Annotated in this window: 11 protein-coding genes; 1 reads left to right on the top strand and 10 read right to left on the bottom strand. The window is 56.6% G+C overall.

Annotated elements, in window-relative coordinates; genetic code table 11:
- Positions 1 to 49: 49 nt before the first annotated feature.
- Together HMPREF2894_RS04950 and msrA are read right to left on the bottom strand one after the other, a co-directional pair.
- Positions 50 to 826, bottom strand: a complete 777-nt coding sequence (locus tag HMPREF2894_RS04950; RefSeq protein WP_065423899.1) for a DUF6318 family protein — start codon at positions 824 to 826, stop codon at positions 50 to 52.
- A gap of 214 nt (positions 827 to 1,040) precedes the next feature.
- Positions 1,041 to 1,562 carry a peptide-methionine (S)-S-oxide reductase MsrA gene (gene msrA / locus HMPREF2894_RS04945; RefSeq protein ID WP_049345412.1) on the bottom strand — a complete coding sequence of 174 codons (522 nt, stop codon included), beginning with the start codon at positions 1,560 to 1,562 and terminating at the stop codon, positions 1,041 to 1,043.
- Between the two features lie 98 nt (positions 1,563 to 1,660).
- Here msrA and HMPREF2894_RS04940 point away from each other — a divergent pair, with 98 nt between their 5' ends.
- The gene (locus HMPREF2894_RS04940; RefSeq protein ID WP_070635327.1) at positions 1,661 to 2,593 is read left to right on the top strand and encodes a Nif3-like dinuclear metal center hexameric protein; all 933 of its coding nucleotides are present in this window, start codon (positions 1,661 to 1,663) and stop codon (positions 2,591 to 2,593) included.
- Between the two features lie 130 nt (positions 2,594 to 2,723).
- Here the strand turns inward: HMPREF2894_RS04940 and HMPREF2894_RS04935 are convergent, their stop codons facing one another.
- From HMPREF2894_RS04935 to HMPREF2894_RS04900, 8 genes are all read right to left on the bottom strand, one after another.
- Positions 2,724 to 4,352 (bottom strand): S-layer homology domain-containing protein, encoded by a 1,629-nt coding sequence (locus HMPREF2894_RS04935; protein ID WP_070678064.1) that lies wholly within the window; start codon positions 4,350 to 4,352, stop codon positions 2,724 to 2,726.
- A 341-nt stretch (positions 4,353 to 4,693) separates the two neighbouring features.
- Positions 4,694 to 6,265, bottom strand: coding sequence for a gluconolactonase (locus HMPREF2894_RS04930; RefSeq protein ID WP_070506529.1), 1,572 nt, complete (start codon positions 6,263 to 6,265; stop codon positions 4,694 to 4,696).
- A gap of 292 nt (positions 6,266 to 6,557) precedes the next feature.
- Positions 6,558 to 8,093 (bottom strand): S-layer homology domain-containing protein, encoded by a 1,536-nt coding sequence (locus HMPREF2894_RS04925; protein WP_049345407.1) that lies wholly within the window; start codon positions 8,091 to 8,093, stop codon positions 6,558 to 6,560.
- A 360-nt stretch (positions 8,094 to 8,453) separates the two neighbouring features.
- A complete protein-coding gene (locus HMPREF2894_RS04920; RefSeq protein WP_049349971.1) occupies positions 8,454 to 10,418 on the bottom strand; it encodes a hypothetical protein in 1,965 nt (654 codons plus the stop codon).
- Between the two features lie 342 nt (positions 10,419 to 10,760).
- Entirely contained in the window at positions 10,761 to 11,645 is an 885-nt protein-coding gene (locus HMPREF2894_RS04915) for an S-layer homology domain-containing protein (protein ID WP_049349972.1), read from the bottom strand.
- Between the two features lie 475 nt (positions 11,646 to 12,120).
- A complete protein-coding gene (locus tag HMPREF2894_RS04910) occupies positions 12,121 to 13,953 on the bottom strand; it encodes an S-layer homology domain-containing protein (protein ID WP_070678063.1) in 1,833 nt (610 codons plus the stop codon).
- A 419-nt stretch (positions 13,954 to 14,372) separates the two neighbouring features.
- Positions 14,373 to 16,412 carry an S-layer homology domain-containing protein gene (locus HMPREF2894_RS04905; protein ID WP_070678060.1) on the bottom strand — a complete coding sequence of 680 codons (2,040 nt, stop codon included), beginning with the start codon at positions 16,410 to 16,412 and terminating at the stop codon, positions 14,373 to 14,375.
- Positions 16,413 to 16,663: 251 nt separating this feature from the next.
- Entirely contained in the window at positions 16,664 to 18,727 is a 2,064-nt protein-coding gene (locus HMPREF2894_RS04900; protein ID WP_083309907.1) for a superoxide dismutase, read from the bottom strand.
- Positions 18,728 to 18,729: the final 2 nt, after the last annotated feature.

The following is an 18,729-nucleotide window of genomic DNA, read 5'->3' as shown; positions in this document are numbered from 1 at the left end:
TACCTATATCCTTTTGCGAAGAAAGGTCTAAAAAGCTGCAATTAGTGCACTAGGACGCTGAGGGGCTCGCAGACTCCGTGCTCTTATCAGCATCCTTATCTTTCTGAGTGCTCATAAACCAAGCACCCTCCTTATACTCCACAACAATCCTCATCGCCTGCCCCTGAGAATCTTCTGCCCTAGCCAGCGACTTATCGCGGTTGTCCCCCTCCGTCAGATGCCTCTTCGCATTCTGGTCAACCAGAGAACGAGCACGCCAGAAATAACGAATACGGTCGCCCTCAACCTGCGTGGGAGTGTCCGTCATCAGGTACACAGACATCGGCTCACTCGTATCGTAAATCCAGCCGCGCCCTGTCTCATAGAGCTTAACCATCGGCTCAAGCTCCTTATAGTATTCGCTACTCGGGTCCGTCTTCTTCAACGGCTCAATATCACCCGTCAACGCCAAATAATTAAAGCTAGAAATCCAATAGCCAATCAGCGCATAAATACCGTCAATGCTCAGCTCCTGCACCTTCTCCGGCATGAGCGGTTTGGGCACGTTCTGCGCCTTCTTCTCAGCCGTGGCAGGAACGTACTCGCCGTTCTTCTCAAAGTTATCGAACGTGACCTTACCCTTATACGACTTATTCGCAGACGGCAACGCCGGCGAAGCAGACGGGCTCACCGAAGCACTCGCGCTCGCCGATTCAGATTCAGCAGTAGCAACCGGCGGATGCACCGTACGCGCACACGCAGACAACACAGCGGCAAGACCAACACCGCCCGCACCCAACACGGCGCGGCGGCTCAAGGCGACGGGCTTAGAAGAGGAGCTTGTCATCAGCAGTCTTTCGAAGAGGTCAACGGACGAGGAGGAGTGAGTCGACACCCCCATCATACCGGGCGCACCTTATAGCAACCGTAAAACACCGGCGAACAACAAATAGCCGGGCGCATATGAAGACACCCCATAGCTGCCACACAACAAAAGACAGCTACGGGGTGAACAACGTAATACGCCTCAACTGAACCGGACGTACCGACTAACGGAGTAGCTAACGGAGCAGATGCGCAAAATTACGGCGCGCATGAGCCACCTTCGGGCTCACCACAAACGCACAATAACCCTGCGCCGGATTCAACGCGTAATAATTCTGGTGATACTCCTCAGCCTCATAGAACACGCCCAGAGGCTTAATCTCCGTAACGATGGGGGAGGAGTACAGCTGCTGAGCACGCGCCACCGCACGCTCAAACGCCTCACGCTGCTGCTCATCCGCGTAGAAAAGCACCGAACGGTACTGCGAACCGGTATCCGCACCCTGACGATCCCAGCTAGTCGGGTCGTGGCTCGTGAAGAAAATATCCAGCACCGTATCCAGGTCAATCACCTGCGGGTCAAAGCTGAGCTTCAGCGCCTCCTGATGCCCGGTCGCACCCGAACACACCGAACGATAATCAGGGTCGGGAGTATCGCCGCCCGTGTAGCCGCAGACGCTCTCCTCAACCCCGCGGAACTGGCGGTACACCGCATCCAGGCACCAGAAACAGCCGCCGGCAAGAACAACATCAGTCATGATTCCTCCTTGAACTATAAAACCACACTACCTGAAGAACACCGCCGAGCCGCATAATATTCCTGAGCTGCCGCCGCGCCACCTGCCACAATAGAGGTATGACTGAAAAACTAGAAACCCCCACCCTTGCAGAAGTCGTCGATGCCTTCCACACACTCTTCCCGCCGCAGCTTGCCGCCGGATGGGACGCATCCGGCCTCGTCGCCGGACGTGGCGCCGCTAAAGTGAGTACCGTCCTCTTCGCAGTAGACGCCCTCACCGCCACCGCCGAAGAAGCCGTAGCCGAAGGCGCGCAGCTGCTCATCACCCATCACCCGCTGCTGCTCCGCGGCGCAAAGTTCATCCCCGACAGCGACTACAAGGGCAATGTACTGCACACCCTTATCGAAGGCGGATGCGGACTGCTCGGCGCGCACACCAACGCAGATGCCGCCGTTGAAGGCGTGAACGAAGCACTCTGTGACGCTATCGGCCTGATTGACCGCGAACCGCTCACTGAAGCACAAACCCAGGTACTTGACGAACAGGAACACGCGGTAGGCACCGGCCGCCTCGGCACCCTGCCCGAAGAAATCACCCTCAAGGAGCTTGCAGAACGCCTCGCGGCGGCCCTGCCTCCCACCGCCGGCGGGTTGCGCATCGCGGGCCGTGCCGACCAGCCGATTCGCCGGGTTGCCCTCTGCGGTGGTGCCGGTGACTCCCTCTTTGACGCTGTGCGCGCCACCGACGCGCAGGTGTACATTACCGCCGACCTGCGCCACCACCCCGCCAGCGAATTCCGCGAAACCGCACGAGTTGACGGTAGCAACATCGCCCTGATTGATTGCTCCCACGCCGCCAGCGAATCCCTCTGGCTACAGTCGGCGGCAAACCGCCTGCGCGCCCTGCTCGCTGAGCGCGGCTTCACCATCGAAACGAAGCTGTCTGCACTGAACACCGACCCGTGGGACTTCACCGTCTCCACCGGCGTGGCAACCGGTCATGACGCGCACTCGGCAAGCACCGCCGCAGCCCCCGCGTGGGAACTCTAGGGCGAGAATTCTAGGGGTGAGAACTCTAGAAGAATCCGCGCAGATTCCCTCACCGCGTACTCAGTGCGTAAGAGCCCGGGCACCCCGTCCGTTGTGACGAGGTGCCCGGGCTAGAACCGGCCTGGCCTACTTAGTTAGCAATGCGATACAGGCCAGTAGTGATAGGGTTCATCACGCGATGCCGGTAATAGAACAACATCCAGTCCAATTCAATGCGGGTCACAGCATGATTCGGTTCAAACATGCCAGTCTCGGGAGTAATAACATTCTGCTGGGTAGCCCACAGAATCTCACGGTAGAACGCGGAATCCGGCGTAACATCCGGGAAGGATGAAACACCCGATACTTCCGGTGAACCAGACGCACGGTAAATCATTGCGGCAACGGTTGCATTCGTGAGACCGTCCTCCGCGTGGAACTTTCCGTCAGGTCCGCCGAAGGTAACACCCTTTTCACGAGCCCAAATGTAGGCGGCGTAGTTCGGATCGTCCGTCTTCACATCCGGCCACGGGGAGACTTCAGGAAGGTCCACCTTGGGGCTGCCCTTCATCTCATAAAGGGAGGAAACCAGCTCACCGCGGGTGGCAGGCTGCTTCTGTTCCTCGTCGTTCAGCGATGTCGAAAAGTACATACGTTCCTCTACGGGTACGTAAGCATTCGTGAACCGCTGGACACCCTCAAACTTCAAATCCTGGTGCGCCAAAAGAACGCCGCGGTGCTCCGGGGCAAAACCCACCATCGGCGTGATGAGAGTCTTATCCGTCTTGCTGGGGTAACCGTAGTCGCTCCACGCCTCAATGACGTACTGCTTGGACGGATCCAGCGTGTTCGCGGGAATCTTGAGATTGACGAAAGCGAAGCCTCCCTCCAGGCCCGTCTCGTATTCATCATCACCGTGGACGTAACGCTTCATCTCGCTCATAACCAGGACGGGGGAACCCGTGCCCTTCTCGCGAATGACGTACATCATGCCCTCAACGCCGGGGATGTCAGTCCCTACGAAGCCCTGACCCTGAATCAGCAGCTCCTGATCCTTCGTGGGGTCCTTCAAAGCGTCGTATTTCAACTTAGGTGCGAAGGTATCGAAGTGATAATCATTGGTGCTCAGACCGTGATGCGTCACAACGTTCTTGCGAGCCCAGATATCCTGAACGGTTGACTGCGGCTGGCCCTCGGGCTCGGCAAGGATGCCAACCTCGTAACGCACCTTGTCCAGAGTCATATCCGGGAAATACTCCGTGAGAGTGTAGTAACTCGGCAAAGTATTAGCTTCAACCTTCAGCGGGGCGACAAAGGTGCCGTCATCGTCAATGGTGAAGTCCTTGCCCTCTTCAAACCGCAAGAGGGTATCGGTCACCTGATGGGCGTTGTAGGGGACGTTCTCCTCGGGCGCGATGTAGATGACTACCTTGCCGTGCTGCTTGCGCCACTCCTTGGTGAAGCCGGTGCCCAGAACCGTAATTTTACTGTCCTCACCGGTGTACAGGCCGTCGCCCTCTTGCTCGAAGACGTCACGGCCGTCCTGGTAGTAGTAATCCTCATAGACAACGGTGAAAGACGGCTCATCCGCGACGTCCTGAGTTGCAGGGGTGGGGGTATTGGCAGTCGGTGCGTTAGCAACGGGCGCGTTTGCGGTGGGCGCTGCGTCCTGGGCTAACGCCGGGGTCAGCGGCAGGACCATCGCGCTCGCCAGTACGAGCGCGCTACAGTTGCGGGCCGCGTGGAAGAATGAAGACTTAGAGTTCGGAAGCGAGGACATGAGACATCCTTAAAGTTGTTTCTCCGGGGCTACGCGAGCTCGCCGGTAGGTAGGGAATCTACCGTTGAATCTGCGCACGCCCCATGAGAAAAGTGGTTGAAAATCCCCCTCGGTTTCGGGGATATTCTCACCCTATCAAAGCGTTGAACGATTGTCAGGAAACACTCAAGGAATACTTTAAGGTTTCGAGAAATCTCACACCGCGGTAGCTGTTAAAAGCTGAACCCCGCGCCCCCGAACAGAAAACCATTCGGGAACACGGGGGATTCAGAGAACTATCCGATGCGCCGCACTCGCCCTCAAGGTAAAACCCGAGGGGGACGCGGGCGGGCTAAACGACCTTACTTAGCGCGAGCCTGGAACGCCTCAATCAGAGTCTCCAGCTCACCATGAGTCACCATGTGCTGAGCGTCAAAAGCGCCGCTAGCGTTCAGCACCACCTTGTTCTGCTGAGCCCACAGAATCTCACGGTAGAACGCCGAACCCGGAGCCACATCGCTGTAGGGAGAGTTGCCCGTCACCGCAGGAGAACCAGCCGCACGGTAGGCGAACGCCGCAACGGTAGCATTCGAAATGCCGGCATCAGCATGGAACTTGCCGTCCGACCAGCCGAAGGTAATACCCTTCTGACGAGCCCACACGTACGCCGGGAAGTTCGGGTCGTCGGTCTTCACATCCGGCCAGGGGGAAGTCTCAGGCAGCTTCACCTCGGGGGTGCCCGCCTGGATGTACAGGGCAGCCGCGAGCTCACCGCGAGTTGCGGGGGTCTTCAGCTTCTCATCAGAAGGAGCAGGCTTCTGATCGTCGTCCTTCTTGGGATCCTGAGCGTTGGGCAGGTTCGCATCCTTGTAACCGTTCGTGCCGTTCAGGTCCAGGTCCTGCCATGCGAGCAGGGTACCGCGGCCCTCGGTGGACTTGCCCACGACCGGTGCGAGCAGCTCGCCCGTCTCGCTGTAACCGTCATTAGCCCAAACCTCAATCACGTACTTCTTCGAAGCATTCAGAGTGTTCGCCGGAAGATGCACGTTACCGTACAGGTTGCCGTCACGGTACGCCGAAGACTCGGTGGGGTGGTCAAACTCGATGATGTTGCTGGTTGCCAGAACCGGGGTGTTCGAGCCCTTCTCACGAACCACGAACTGGACACCCTTAACGGAGTGGATATCGCCGTGGAAGCCCTGAGCGCCAACGTTCAAATCCTGCGATTTTGCGGGATCAGCCACACCGTTGTAACCCAGGCGCGGTGCGAACGGCGCCGGCTTCTCACCCATAGTATTCAGTACCTGGGTGCTCACCACGTTCTTGCTGACCCACAGCTCCTGAGCGGTCAGCGGCTTCTGGTCCTTCTGCTCAGCAACCACGTGAATCTCGTAGCGGACATCGTACTTGGTGCCGCCGGTCGGATCGTGGAAGTTGTCGTCATCAACGAAGTAGTAGGCGGCAAGATCGTACGCCTCAACCTTCAGGTCAGCCTCAAAAGTGCCGTCATCGGCAATGGTGAAGTCCTGACCCTCCACAAAACGCAGCATCTTCGAAGTCGGAATCTCGTAGCCGGACGGTGCGTAGTTCGCGGGGGCAATGTACAGTGCCACGGTGCCGTGCTGGGCACGCCACTCCTTGGTGTAGCCGGTACCCTTCACATGAACGGTACCGCCCTCGGTCGTGATGAGGAAGGGGTTCACGCCGTCGTACTTGTAACCGTCAGGGATGGATACATCCAGGGTCGGGGTAGCCGCAGCGACCTGGTGAGCAGCCTGAGGGGTAGCGGCGGCAACGGCTGCATCAGCGGCAGGAGCCGCATTCTGAGCCAGTGCCGGGGCCATCGGCAGAACCATAGCACTAGCCAACGCCAACGCGCCGCAGCTCTGAGCTGCGCGGAGGAAAGAGGACTTAGAGTTCGGAAGCGAGGACATAACACATCCTTAAAAGTTGTTTCTCGCAGGGTCCTGGGGGGGGGTCAACGGCGGGTAGGGAATTCGCCGTTGAATCTGCGCGCCCTATGAGAAAAATGGTTGGAAGCCCCGTCGGTTTCGGGGACATTTTCACCCTATCAAACCCTCCAAATGATGTCAGGGAACACTCAAGGGAGGCTTGAAGGTTTTGAGACATTTCACAGGTTGATCAGCCGGTAAAAGCTGAACCCCGTGTTCCCGAACAGAAAACCTGCTCGAGAACACGGGGTATTCAGCGTAGAACTAGTCCGCCTTACTTAGCGCGGTTCTGGAAGTTGAACAGCATCTGCTCCAATTGACCACGATTCACCAGATCCGTCGCATTAAAAGAGCCGAAATCCGGATTAATGACATACTGCTGAGTGGACCACAGAATCTCACGGTAGAACGCAGAACTCGGCTTCACATCGGTAAAGGAAGACACGCCCGATACAGCCGGGGAACCCGCTGCACGGTAAGTGAACGCTGCAACGGTGGCGTTCGAGATGCTTGCCTCCGCGTGGAACTTGCCATCAGACCAGCCGAAAGTAATGCCCTTCTGGCGAGCCCACACGTAGGCGGCGTAGTTCGGGTCGGTGGTCTTCACATCCGGCCAGGGGGAAGTCTTAGGCAGATTCACCTTGGGACTACCAGCCTGAGCGTACAGAGCCGCAGTCAACTCGCCGCGAGTAGCGCGCTGCTGCTGCTCCTGGTAGGTGAGCTTCGAAATCAGGCTCTTGTACTCTCCCTTAGGTACGGTAGCATCCGCGAAGTCCTGAACACCCTCAAACTTCAAATCCTGACGACCCATAAGAACACCGCGGTGCTCCGGCGCGTAACCCACAATCGGGGTGATGAGGGGCCTGTCCTTCCTGGTGAGGTCGTAGTCGTAGTCGCTCCACGCCTCAACGACGTACTGCTTAGAAGGATTCAGGGTGTTTGCGGGGAGCTTGATGGTGCGGTAAAGAGTGCCTCCCTCAAGGCGGGTTACGCCATCGGGACCTTCATAGTAGGACTTCATATCGCTCATCGCCAGGACGGGGGTGCCGGTGCCCTTCTCACGAATCACGTACATGGCACCCTCACGACCGGGCAGCTCCTCCCCAACGAAACCCTCACCCTGAATCAGCAGCTCCTGATCCTTCGTGGTGTCCTTCAGAGCATCGTACTTCCACTTAGGTGCCAGGACCTGCGGATGGTAAGCGCGGGTGTACATCGGGTGGTGGGCGATAACGTTCTTACGAGCCCAAATATCCTCAATGCTCGACTGCGGCTGGCCTTTAGCCTCGGTCAAAATACCCGTCTCGTAACGCACCTCGTCCAGGGTGATACCCGGGAAATAATCGATGGGAGTGTAGAAATTCTCCAGGGCATTAGCCTTGATGGTCAGCTTCGCCTCAAAAGTGCCATCATCGGCAATGGTGAAGTCCTTACCCTCTTCAAAGCGGAGCATCGACGTGGAAGGCTCAGCGTTACCGGGGCGGTCCTTCGTAGCAGCAATGTAGAAGACAACGGTGCCGTGCTGCTCACGCCACTGCTTGGTGAAACCGGCACCCTTCAGGGTCACGGTGCCACCCTCGCCGGTGTACAGAATACCGTCATAATCAGTGGAGTACGTCGGCTGTGCCGCTGCATCCTGAGCAGCCGGCTTGGGGGTCACAGCATTTGCCGCCGGTGCATTAGCAACAGGTGCCGCATCCTGGGCGAGTGCCGGAGTCATCGGCAGAACCATAGCACCAGCCAACGCCAGCGCGCCGCAACCCTGAGCCGCACGGAGGAAAGAAGACTTAGAATTCGGAAGCGAGGACATACATCATCCTAACGGGTCGTACCCACCGGGATGATGCAGGTTCATAGGGTTCCTGGGGTGAGAAAACTCCATCGAATCTGCGCCAACCCAATGAGAAGTGGTTGAGTATCCCCGTCGGTTTCGGGGACATTTTCACCCTATCAAACCCTCAGGTAGATGTCAGAGAACACTCAAGAGAGGCTTGAAGGTTCTGATGGTTTTCACAGGTTGACCAGCCACTAAAAAATGAGCCCAGCAAACCAAACTCAGCAAGCCAAACCCCGAAAACAGAACCCCGCGCTCCCGAATAGAAACACCACTCGGGAACACGGGGTTATTCGTGCGACTAGTCGATAAGCAGAGCCAGTTTAGCGAGCCAGCTTATCGAGACTGGAAAGCAGTCAGAACAGTCTCCAGATGGCCGCGAGTCAGCAGCTGCTTAGGAATGAAATAGTGACCACCGTACACAGTAGGCAAATTCTGGCTCGCCCACAGAATCTCACGATAGAACGGAGCACCAGGCTTAACATCCACATAGGGAGAATCACCCGTCACCGCAGGAGAACCCGCCGCACGGTAAGTGAACGCCGCAACGGTAGCGTTCGAGATACCAGCGTCCGCGTGGAACTTGCCGTCCGACCAGCCGTAGCTGATGCCCTTCTCACGAACCCAAATGTACGCAGCGTAGTTCGGGTCGTCAGTCTTCACATCCGGCCAGGGCGACGTCTCAGGCAGCTTCACCTCGGGCGCGCCAGCCTGAAGGTACAGAGCCACCGCCAGCTCGCCGCGGGTAGCGCGTTCCTTGCGCTGCTCATCGGTCAGACTAGGCTTCTTATCCTCAACAGCGTCAGAGCCCTTGAAGTTCAGGTCCTGAGAAGCCAGCAGCTCACCGCGACCCTCGGGCGCCTTACCCACAACGGGGGCAAGGAACTCGCCGCTCTCGCTGTAGCCGTCATTAGCCCAGACCTCCACCACGTACTTCTTCGAAGCATCCAAAGTGTTAGCCGGAACCTTCACGGTGCCGTTCACTACGCCGTTCACATACTCAAAGGCACGGTCGTGGTGGTTGTACTCAATGATGTCGCTGGTCGCCAGAACAGGGGTGTTCGAACCCTTCTCACGGATTACATACTGAACACCCTTGACGGAGTGAATCTCACCGTAGAAACCGGTACCCGAGAAGTAAATGTCCTGATCAGTGGTGGTATCGCCAAGAGCCTTGTATTCCACCTTGGGGGCAAACGGACTGGGACGGAACGCCTGAGTTTGCACTGCAATACGGCGAATCACATTCTTGCCAGCCCACAGATCCTCAATGGTCAGCTGGGGCTGACCCTGCTGCTCAGCAACCAGGTCAACCTCGTAACGCACATCGTAAGTCGGGATACCGGGGAAGTAGTAGCGAGGCTCATAGTAGCGCTGAAGCACGTCCGGCTTGACCGTCAGCTGAGCATCCAGGGTGCCGTCCTCAGCAATGGTGAAGTCCTTACCCTCCTCAAAACGCAGCGGCGTATCATCAGCGGGCAGTAGGCTACCGTCGGGAACACCCTGAGAAGCGGCCAGGTAAACCGCCACCTTGCCGTGCTTTTCACGCCACTCCTTAGTGAAACCCGAACCCTTCACGTGGACGGTACCGCCCTCAAAGGTGTACAGCAACTGAGCCTTGCCGTCGTACAGAACCTCGAACGTCGGAGCGTCCTCCTGGGTGGCCTTAGCGCCCGGAACATCCGCAGCCGTCGTGCCGTCAGAACCATTGAAGTTCAGCGTCTGAGAAGCGAGCAGAGTACCGCGACCCTCGGGTGCCTTGCCAACAACGGGGGTCACCAGGTCTTCGCTACCCTCCTGGTAGCCGTTGTTGCCCCATACCTCGACAACGTACTGCTTTGCCTTATTCAGGGTGTTAGCGGGAATCTTAACGTTACCGTTGAGGAGCCCATGCTGGTACTGGAACGCATACTCGGGGTCGTTGTACTCGATGATGTCGCTAATAGCCAGGACGGGGGTGTTCGAGCCCTTCTCACGCACAACAATCTGAACACCCTTCGGGGAGTTAATATCGCCGTTGAAACCCCAACCTGAGAAGTTCAGAACCTGATCGTTACCGGTATCCTTCAAAGCGTTGTAGCTCCAATGAGGAGCGAACTCATCAGAAGTAGCAACAGGATTCTCGCGGACGCGATCATCCGGCAGGGAACCAGCAACAGCCGCCGCAGGAGCATCCGCGGCAACATTCTGGGCAAGCGCAGGAGACATCGGCAAAACCATCGCGCCAGCCAGCGCCAATGCACCGCAACCCCGTGCTGCACGGAAGAAGGACGAAGCCTTGAAATTCGGAAGAGCGGACATAATCATTCCTTATTGGTCGAATCCATCGCGCCAATGCAGTTTCTAAAAGGGGAGTGAGAAATCTTCGTCGAATCTGCGCCAACCCAATGAGAAGTGGTCGAATATCCCCGTCAATTTCGGGGACAATTTCACCCTATCAAAGGGGTGAATAGAAGTCAGGAAACACTCAAGAGAGACTTGAAGGTTCTGAGGGTTTTCCCAGGTTGACCAGCCGCTAAAAACTGAGCCCAGCAGGCTAAAGCCCGAAAAAAGAACCCCGCACTCCCAAACAAGAGTGCGGGGCCGCCAAACACGCTAAAGCAAAGCGCTAAAACAAAGCACAGAAACTAGGAAGTGCAAAAACTAGGAAGTGCGGAAGTACAGGTACATCATCATCGCAACACGACCACGAGACGTCTGAGCCGTCGGCTCAAAAGCATTACCCTCAGACACCGTAGACACACCACGACGAGACGCCCACACAATCTGACGGTAGAACGGAGTCACAGACGAAACATCGCTAAACGGCGAAGAACCCGACATCTGAATCTTCTGCGCACCATCAGCACGGTACAGCAAAGCCGCCGCAGAAGCATTCGACAGACGCGCCTCCGCATGGAACTTACCATCAACCCAACCGGACGTAATACGCTCCTGACGCGCCCACAGGTACGCATCATAGTTCGGGTCAGACTCATCAACATCTGCATACGGCGAATGCTCCGGACGGGTCACTGCCGGCGAACCCGCCAGCTTATAGAACATGGTGATCAGCTCGCCACGAGTCACCGGATCCTCAGCACCAAAATGGTCCTCAGAAACCGGAAGCATAGTCTCAGTACGAACAGCCCAACGGATACCCGCATAGTACGCAGAGTCCTCGGGAGCATCAGCAAAAATAGTGTTCGCATCCGGCGCAGTCACGGACGGACGCAGAATCTTCGGGCCCTGAGTCGAAGAACTCGACGCCAGAGGAGAGGAGGTAGCAGGCACCGAAGCAGCTACCGGCGCAGCAGTATCCGCCGAAGAAAGACGCGCCTCCGACGAATCATAAAAAGAGAAAAGAGGTGAGAACGGCAGATACAAAACACCCGCCAACGCCACAGCGCCAACAGCCAGCTCAATACGGCGGCGCTTACGCTTCTTCGACTCAGCCTGAGAAGAAGCCTCGGGGGTGCCCTCCGGTGCCAGCAGAGGTGCAGAAGAATTATGGGCAGTATCAGTCGACTGCTTAAAATTCTGGGACATAAATCCTCAATGTGGTTGATGTATCGGTGTGTGCAGGGCTCCCTCTAGTTCTTCTACGCACCCAGCCGGATAAGGGTGCGCACCAAGGGGGCGCAACAGTCCTAAGCATAAACCACAGCTTGAAAAATATTAATTTACACTCCACAGAACATTCTTGAAAAGAGGGGAGTAGAGCACCCAAAAATCCGCCCAATAGCGGGTGCCGCATGAGGCGCGCCCCACATGCGGTACAGCCCACACTAGCGTGGTAACCGCCAAAAATACGCCGAAAACCGCGGAACAGCACCGGGCGACAGTCCCGCACGCGCCCCTACAGATACCTTGCAGACACCTCATAAACACCCCGCAATGGCACAGAAAAGCCGGGACAGCGGGACGAAACCAACGTTTCATCACCACCAGCCCGGCATAATCCATAGACCCTAGAGACTAGTCCTAGCGAACCTTATAAAGCCCTAGTGAACCTTATAGAGCCCTAGCGGACCTTGTAGTTCATCAAGAAACCAGCCAGCTCACCACGGCTCACCAGCGCAGACGGGTGGTACTCAGAGCCCGGGAAAACCTGTAGCTTCTGCTGCTTAGCCCAAGTGATCTCGCGGTAGAACGCAGAACCGACCTTCACATCGGTGTACGGCGCCTCAGTCGCAGCAACCGGCTTCTTACCATCGAAACGGTACAGGAACGCCGCAACAGTAGCATTAGAGACAGACGCATTCGCGTGGAACTTACCATCAGACCAGCCGAAAGTAATACCCTTCTGACGAGCCCAAATGTACGCAGCGTAGTTCGGGTCATCGGCCTTCACATCCGGGTACGGGCTAGTAGCCGGCAGGGTAACCTTCGGGGAACCAGCCATACGGTACAGCGCAACAGTCAGCTCACCGCGGGTCGCATCATCATTAACGCCGAACCAATCCTTCTCGCGAGAATCAATCAGCTTCTGATCAGCAGCCCACAGAACAGCCTTGTGGTTCGCGTGAGCAACCGGAACATCAGCGAAACGCTCACGAGCCTTCTTGTTCGCAGACTCACCGGTCAGAGTCAGGTAATCAGCCGCGATGCGCTCACGCTGACCATCGGCGTAGTTGATGGTTACGAAAATAGCGTAGTGGCTATCCTCATCCAGCTTGGTGCCGTCAACGTTAACGGTCGTCTCAAACGCGCCGGTCGCCACACGGTCAGCGTTCAGAGTGATGCTATCCAGAGCCTCACCGGTCGGGTTGCCGTCAGCCTCAGCCTCAGAGAACAGCACGTTCACGGTAGCGCCAGCCGGAACATTGAAGTCCTTACCCTTCACACGGATAGTGGTCGAAGAGCTCAGATCAACCTTGTCAGTGCTCAGGGACACCGAAGGCGAAGCAGTCTTAGCGTTCTCGCCGTTCACCGGAACAAACGCCTGAGTGCTCAGTGCCTGGTTGTTCGCCTCATCGTTATCTTCCGGAACATTGAACTCGAAAGTCTGCACAACGTAGGAGCTACCGGACTTCAGGGTACCCGCCGGGATGTCCAGAACAGTCGAGAAGCGGCCGTTGGTGTAACCCATGTACTGGCCGAAGAACGCAGAGTAGGAGGTGAACTTAGCCTCCGACTGAGCCAGCGCGGGGCCGGTCGCCTTGCCGGTCGCCGGATCAACCGCACGAACCGCAACAATCAGCGACTCGCTACCGTTGTACGAAATGTTCTGGAAGCCAGCACCGTTCACAGTGACCTTAGCGTTCTCAGAAGCATTCACCGACGAAGCGCTGTACGACAGGGTAGGGGAATCAACGGTGGGAACATCCGCAACCTTCAGTTCAGTACGAACCTCATCCGCGGGAATCCAGCCGTCTTCAGCGTCATCGCGGTAACCGAGCACAACATCGAAGGACGAGCCATTGGCCTCCAGATAGTTAGCGCCGATAGAAGCGGTCAGGTTCACGGTGCCGTCAGCCGCGAAAGCGGAGGCGGGAACATCCTGAACATAGAAGGGGTAATCACGCGGACGGTGCGGCGAGAAAGCAACGCTTTCACCCTTCGGAACAACGTACAGGCGGAACGACTTGCCCTTAACGAAGTCCTTGGAGAAACCGGAGCCGCTAACCATCACGTTGCCGCCCTTGAGAATATCAAAAGTGCCGGAGGTAACCTGCAGACGCTGAGCACCCTGAACCTCACCCTGCTCAACAGCCTGGGCTGCTATCGGAGTAGCAGGTGCGGCAAACGCGGGAGAGAGGGGCAAGAGCATGGCGCCCGCCAAAGTGAGGGCGCAGCCGCTCTTAGCCATGTTTTTGGGTAGCGCAAAGCGCATGTGGTTGGGAAGTGAGGACATTGTTATCCAATCAGTTTTTATCGGTGTCACGCATCGAGTGTGGTGCGCATAAACACCGTAGCAAATAGTTAAGACGTGCTGGAACCTGAAAGGTCATCAGCGCGAAAAATGTCTGTGTGTTTTATCGCATGTCTTAAGGTGAAGTATAGCTTTAAAAAGTATGTGCATGACGTGGAAAATATGCCTAAATATTGTGCTGATAAGCACAAACACTGGTCACTGTACAAAAAAGAAAGCACAAAAAACCCACCGCATTCGAAAAATTCGCACCTATGCAACCTCTGCAGGTTGAGAATATTCACAATGCGGTGGGCAAGGCAACATAAAAGTCACCCACAATAAAAGTGGCACATAAACAGGGTCGTAAAGTTGCCTATTTGACGAAAGCTACCCAAAATAGCTAACACCACGGCGAGACACTATGTGAGACGGCTGCCGCCGTGCTCCATGCGGTACAGCATGACCGAGAACTCCGAAGAAGAAACAGTATCCGAACTGAAATCCTCAGCGTAGCGGCGATCATAATCCTTATAACCCCAGATGAACTGCTGAGTAGCCCACAACGACTCCCGCCAGAATGCAGTATCCGTACGCTCATAATCGGACCAATGCGAACGCGAAACCCGGACCGGAGAATCACCCGGCACGCTACTGTTCTTGGGCACAGACGAAGACGGCAAACTGCTCGACTCCGGCGCAGGAGCCGGCGCGATCATCCGCTGGTACCTGTACAAGAACGCCAACGTAGAACGTGCCGAAAGGTTTGCCTCCGGGTGGAACTTGCCGTCCGCCCAGCCGAACGTAATGCCCTTCTGACGAGCCCAAATGTACGCGGCGTAGTCCGGGTCGCTCGGCGCCACATCCGCATAAGGACTGGTTGCAGGCAGCTCAACATGAGGCGCACCCGCCATACGGTACAGCGCCACCGTCACATCGCGGCGACTCAAAACGGTCTTACTCTCGTCCAGAAGAGCCTGCTGCTTAACCCATTCAAGAGCCGCCTTCTGCTCCTCCGTAGTATTCGCCAAGAGATCAAGATTCTCAGAAGCCACCGGCTCGACCGCATCCGCGGTGCCATCCTTGCCAGGGATTACCTTCTCCAGAACAACCCTGTAAGACCCCTCATAATTCAGAGCGCTACCGGGAATATTCAGCTTCTCCTCCGCGGCACCATCGTGGATGCGCTCAACGGGAATAACCTGTTCCAAAGCCTTCTCACCGGTCAGCTCGCCAAAATCATCCGTTGCCTGAACCGAGAAACGGTAATAGCCCTCGGTAAGCTTCGGAAGATTTGAGACACGCGCGGTGAGAGTATTCATCTCCTGATACGGGTTGATGCGCTTATACGGAATGTACAAATCCGGCCGCGCTACAGGCTGGTCAGGATCCGGCTGGTTATCGCTCGGCTGCCCAGACCGCACCGGAAGGAACTGCGCAACACTGGTCAGCAAGCTGCCGTTATAGTCCTCCTCGCCCGGGTGAGGAAGATTAGAACCGTAGATACCAATCATGTAGAGCCTGCCCGGCTTCAACGTACCCGCCGGAATCGTCATCTTCGTGCCGAAATAGTTATTGCGGAAACCCGTACAGTGATGCAAGCAGTTGCCCGTCAACGGAACAACATGGGAGAAAACAGGGTGTCCCATAATCTTTCCCGTAGCCGGGTCTGCCTCATACAGAGTGACGTACGCCTGGCTGTCGTACCCGCCTACGATGTTCGGGGGAAGAATATGGTAGCCCTCAACCGTCAGAGTCGTATCTTGCCACGGCTTATCAACCGCTGAAATGCTGTAGCGGTACGTCGGCTGATCAGGCTCAGGGTCGCGCACCGTGGGCAAGGGAATTCGTGCCGTACTACGGGGATCATCATACGGATAGTCGTGTGGGTCAGGCTTATCGGACGGGTAGTAGGTCAGCGCCACGTCGAAGAGGGTATCTTCTGGAACCATCATCCACTGCTTCGGGATATCAAGAGTGAACGTGACGCTCCCGTCAGGATTATCGTGTGCCTTACCCTCAGCACGGAGGCTGGCAACCTTGCTGCCGTACTGCGCCTCAGGAAGGGGATCGCCGTAATGTGACTGAAGGTAATTCTTACCGCGCTCCACAATGCCGAACTCATACAGCGTGTACTTTGCGCGGAACTCGGCACTCAGCGGCGCGGTGGTCACAGAGACAGTGCCGCCCTCAGAAATGTTGAGGGTACCCGAGGTGAGCTTCATGCCAACCGGGTTGTCAGGTTTCTTCTGCTCGTCTGCAGGGGAGGCGGGTGCAGCCTGTGCCGGTTGCGCCTGCTGCTCAGGTGCTGCCTGGGCCGGTGTTGCGAGCGCCGCCGGAGTAATACCGGCAAGCGGGCTCAAACCCAGCAGCAATGACAGGCTGAGCGCGCGGGCGCTCGCCGGGTGGCGCGGGGTATCAGAATGGTGCGAGGCACCTCGTGGTGTGAAGAATGAAGACATCGTTATCCCATCTACAAAAAACTGTACGGTGAATGAAGCGGGCGAGTAGATGAAGCAAGTGAAGAAGTTGAGCGGATAAAGCCTGAGAAGACCCCCAAAAAACAGGGGAGAAGAAGCCCCGTAAAGCCTGGTGCTGGGCAAAAGAACTCGCAGAAGGCAGGGAAGAAAAACCGGGGTGGCACCGGCGGGCTGAAAAGTCGAACTACGTCGAGCATTCCAGCCCACCGGTCACTCCTCACTACAACCGGGCGCTACTTGAGGTGGCTGCCGCCGTGCTCCATGCGGTACAGCATCAACGCCAAGTCATAGACGGACGTTGTCTCCATGAAAAAGCGTTCGTGTTCCCAATCCCCGGTGTAGCCCCAAATGCGTTGCTGAACAGCCCACCGAGATTCACGCCAGAAAGCGCTACCCTCCTCCAAATCCAGAACCCATGGGTTAGCGCTCACCTCAGATTCATCCGACCCCGGCAGGCTACCGTTACGAGACTGCGGTGCGGCAGTCGGCAAGCCGGGAGACACCTTACCGCGCGAACGCTGATACCTATACAGGAACGCCGCCGTCGAATAATTGTGCATGTTCATCTCCGGGTGGAAATTCCCATCCGCCCAACCGAACGTAATGCCCTTCTGACGAGCCCAAATATACGCGGCGTAGTCCGGATCATCCGGAGCGATATCTCCATAAGGGCTCGTCGCCGGAAGCTCAACCTTCGGGGAACCCGCCAGGCGGTACAATGCCACCGTCACATCGCGGCGCGTCATATCGCGTCCCTCACTCAAAGAAGAAAACTCAGGAAGAACCTGACGGCGCTTAAACCATGCCCAGGCGGCGTTGACCTCCTTATTCTTCGTAAACTGCAGCTGTAGATCCTTCGAAGTAAGCTGCTCAACCGACTCAACCGTACCGTCCTTGCCGGCAGTCACCTTTTCCAAGAAGAGCCTGTACGAGCCGTCATAATTCAGCGGCGCACCGGAGATGGTCAGCTTCTCATCCATCGTGCCGTCATGGATGCTCTCAGCAGCAATCTCCTGCACCAGCGTCTTCTGACCGGTCAGATGTCCCTGCTCATCAACATGTTGTACCGAGAAACGGTAAGAGACCCCAGGCTGCTTCTTCAAACCGACGGCGCGTACCGGCAAGATATTTTCCTCATCATAAGGGCTCACCGTCGTAGCCTTCAGAAACATCTCAGGGCTAGCCGATTCCTTATTAAGCGAACGTACCGGAATGAAATCTGCAACATCATTCAGCAACTCACCGGGGTAATTCTCATCCTCCGGACGGTCTTTACCGTAGAAACCAATCTTATAGACCTTACCCGGCTTAAGCGTTCCCCCAGGAATCGTAATAGACGTCTTAAAATGCCAATTCAGGAAATAAACGCGCTCTCCACTACGGGAAGCCGGGTACGGAATCCGAGTGGTGAATTCTGGTTCGCCTACAATCTTTCCGGTCTTCGGGTCGACTTCATAAAAAGCCAGAAGCGCGGGGCCATCCTTGCCCTCTCGACTACCGCTCGTAAGGATATGGAACCCCTCAATCGTCAGAGTCGTATCCTTCCACGGGTCATCAATTGCGGGCACACTGAAAATGTACGTCGTCTCAGTCGGCTTAGGGTCCTGCACAACATTAATAGGTGCACGCGCCACAAAACGGAATTCGGACGGCCAAGAATCCTCCCGGTGGCCCTTCTTGTGGTACGTCAAAATGACGTCGAAAAGAGTGCCTTCATTAGCCTCAATAATGTACGGCCCAATATTGAGAAAGAAGGTGTAGCTCCCGTCTGGGTTTTCTACCATCTGCTTCGGGTTGGGATCACGGTCAAAGAGGTAGCCAAAGTAGGCATATCCGTCAATGCGGGCATACGCGGCTTTGAAGTACGAAGAACCGCGGTCAACCAGAGAAAATTCGTAGAATTCGTAATTCTGGCGGAATTCAGCACTGAGCGGAGGCGTCGTCAGCGTTACTGTGCCGCCTCGAGAAATGTTGAGAGTCTCAGGAGAGACTTTAAACCCTTCCATTTCAGGATGGCGAGATTCATCTACCTTCGGAAGCGAAGACGTGGCTTCGTCAGCATCTTCTTGAGCTGCGGCGGGGGAGGCGGGGGTCGCCTGTTCCGGGTCTGCATGAGCAGGTGCAACCTGTGCCGGTTGTGCCGGGTGTTCGGGAGCCGCCAGCGCCGCCGGGGTGATACCGGCAAGCGGGCTCAAACCCAGCAGCAACGACAGGCTGAGCGCACGGGCGCTTGCCGGATGGCGCGGAGAGGTGGAACAGCGCCGGGCGCCTCGTGGTGTGAAGAATGAAGACATCATTA

The sequence above is a fragment of the Rothia sp. HMSC066G02 genome, from assembly GCF_001813145.1.
Lineage (GTDB): Bacteria > Actinomycetota > Actinomycetes > Actinomycetales > Micrococcaceae > Rothia.
This window is presented reverse-complemented; position numbering and strand designations above follow the sequence as displayed.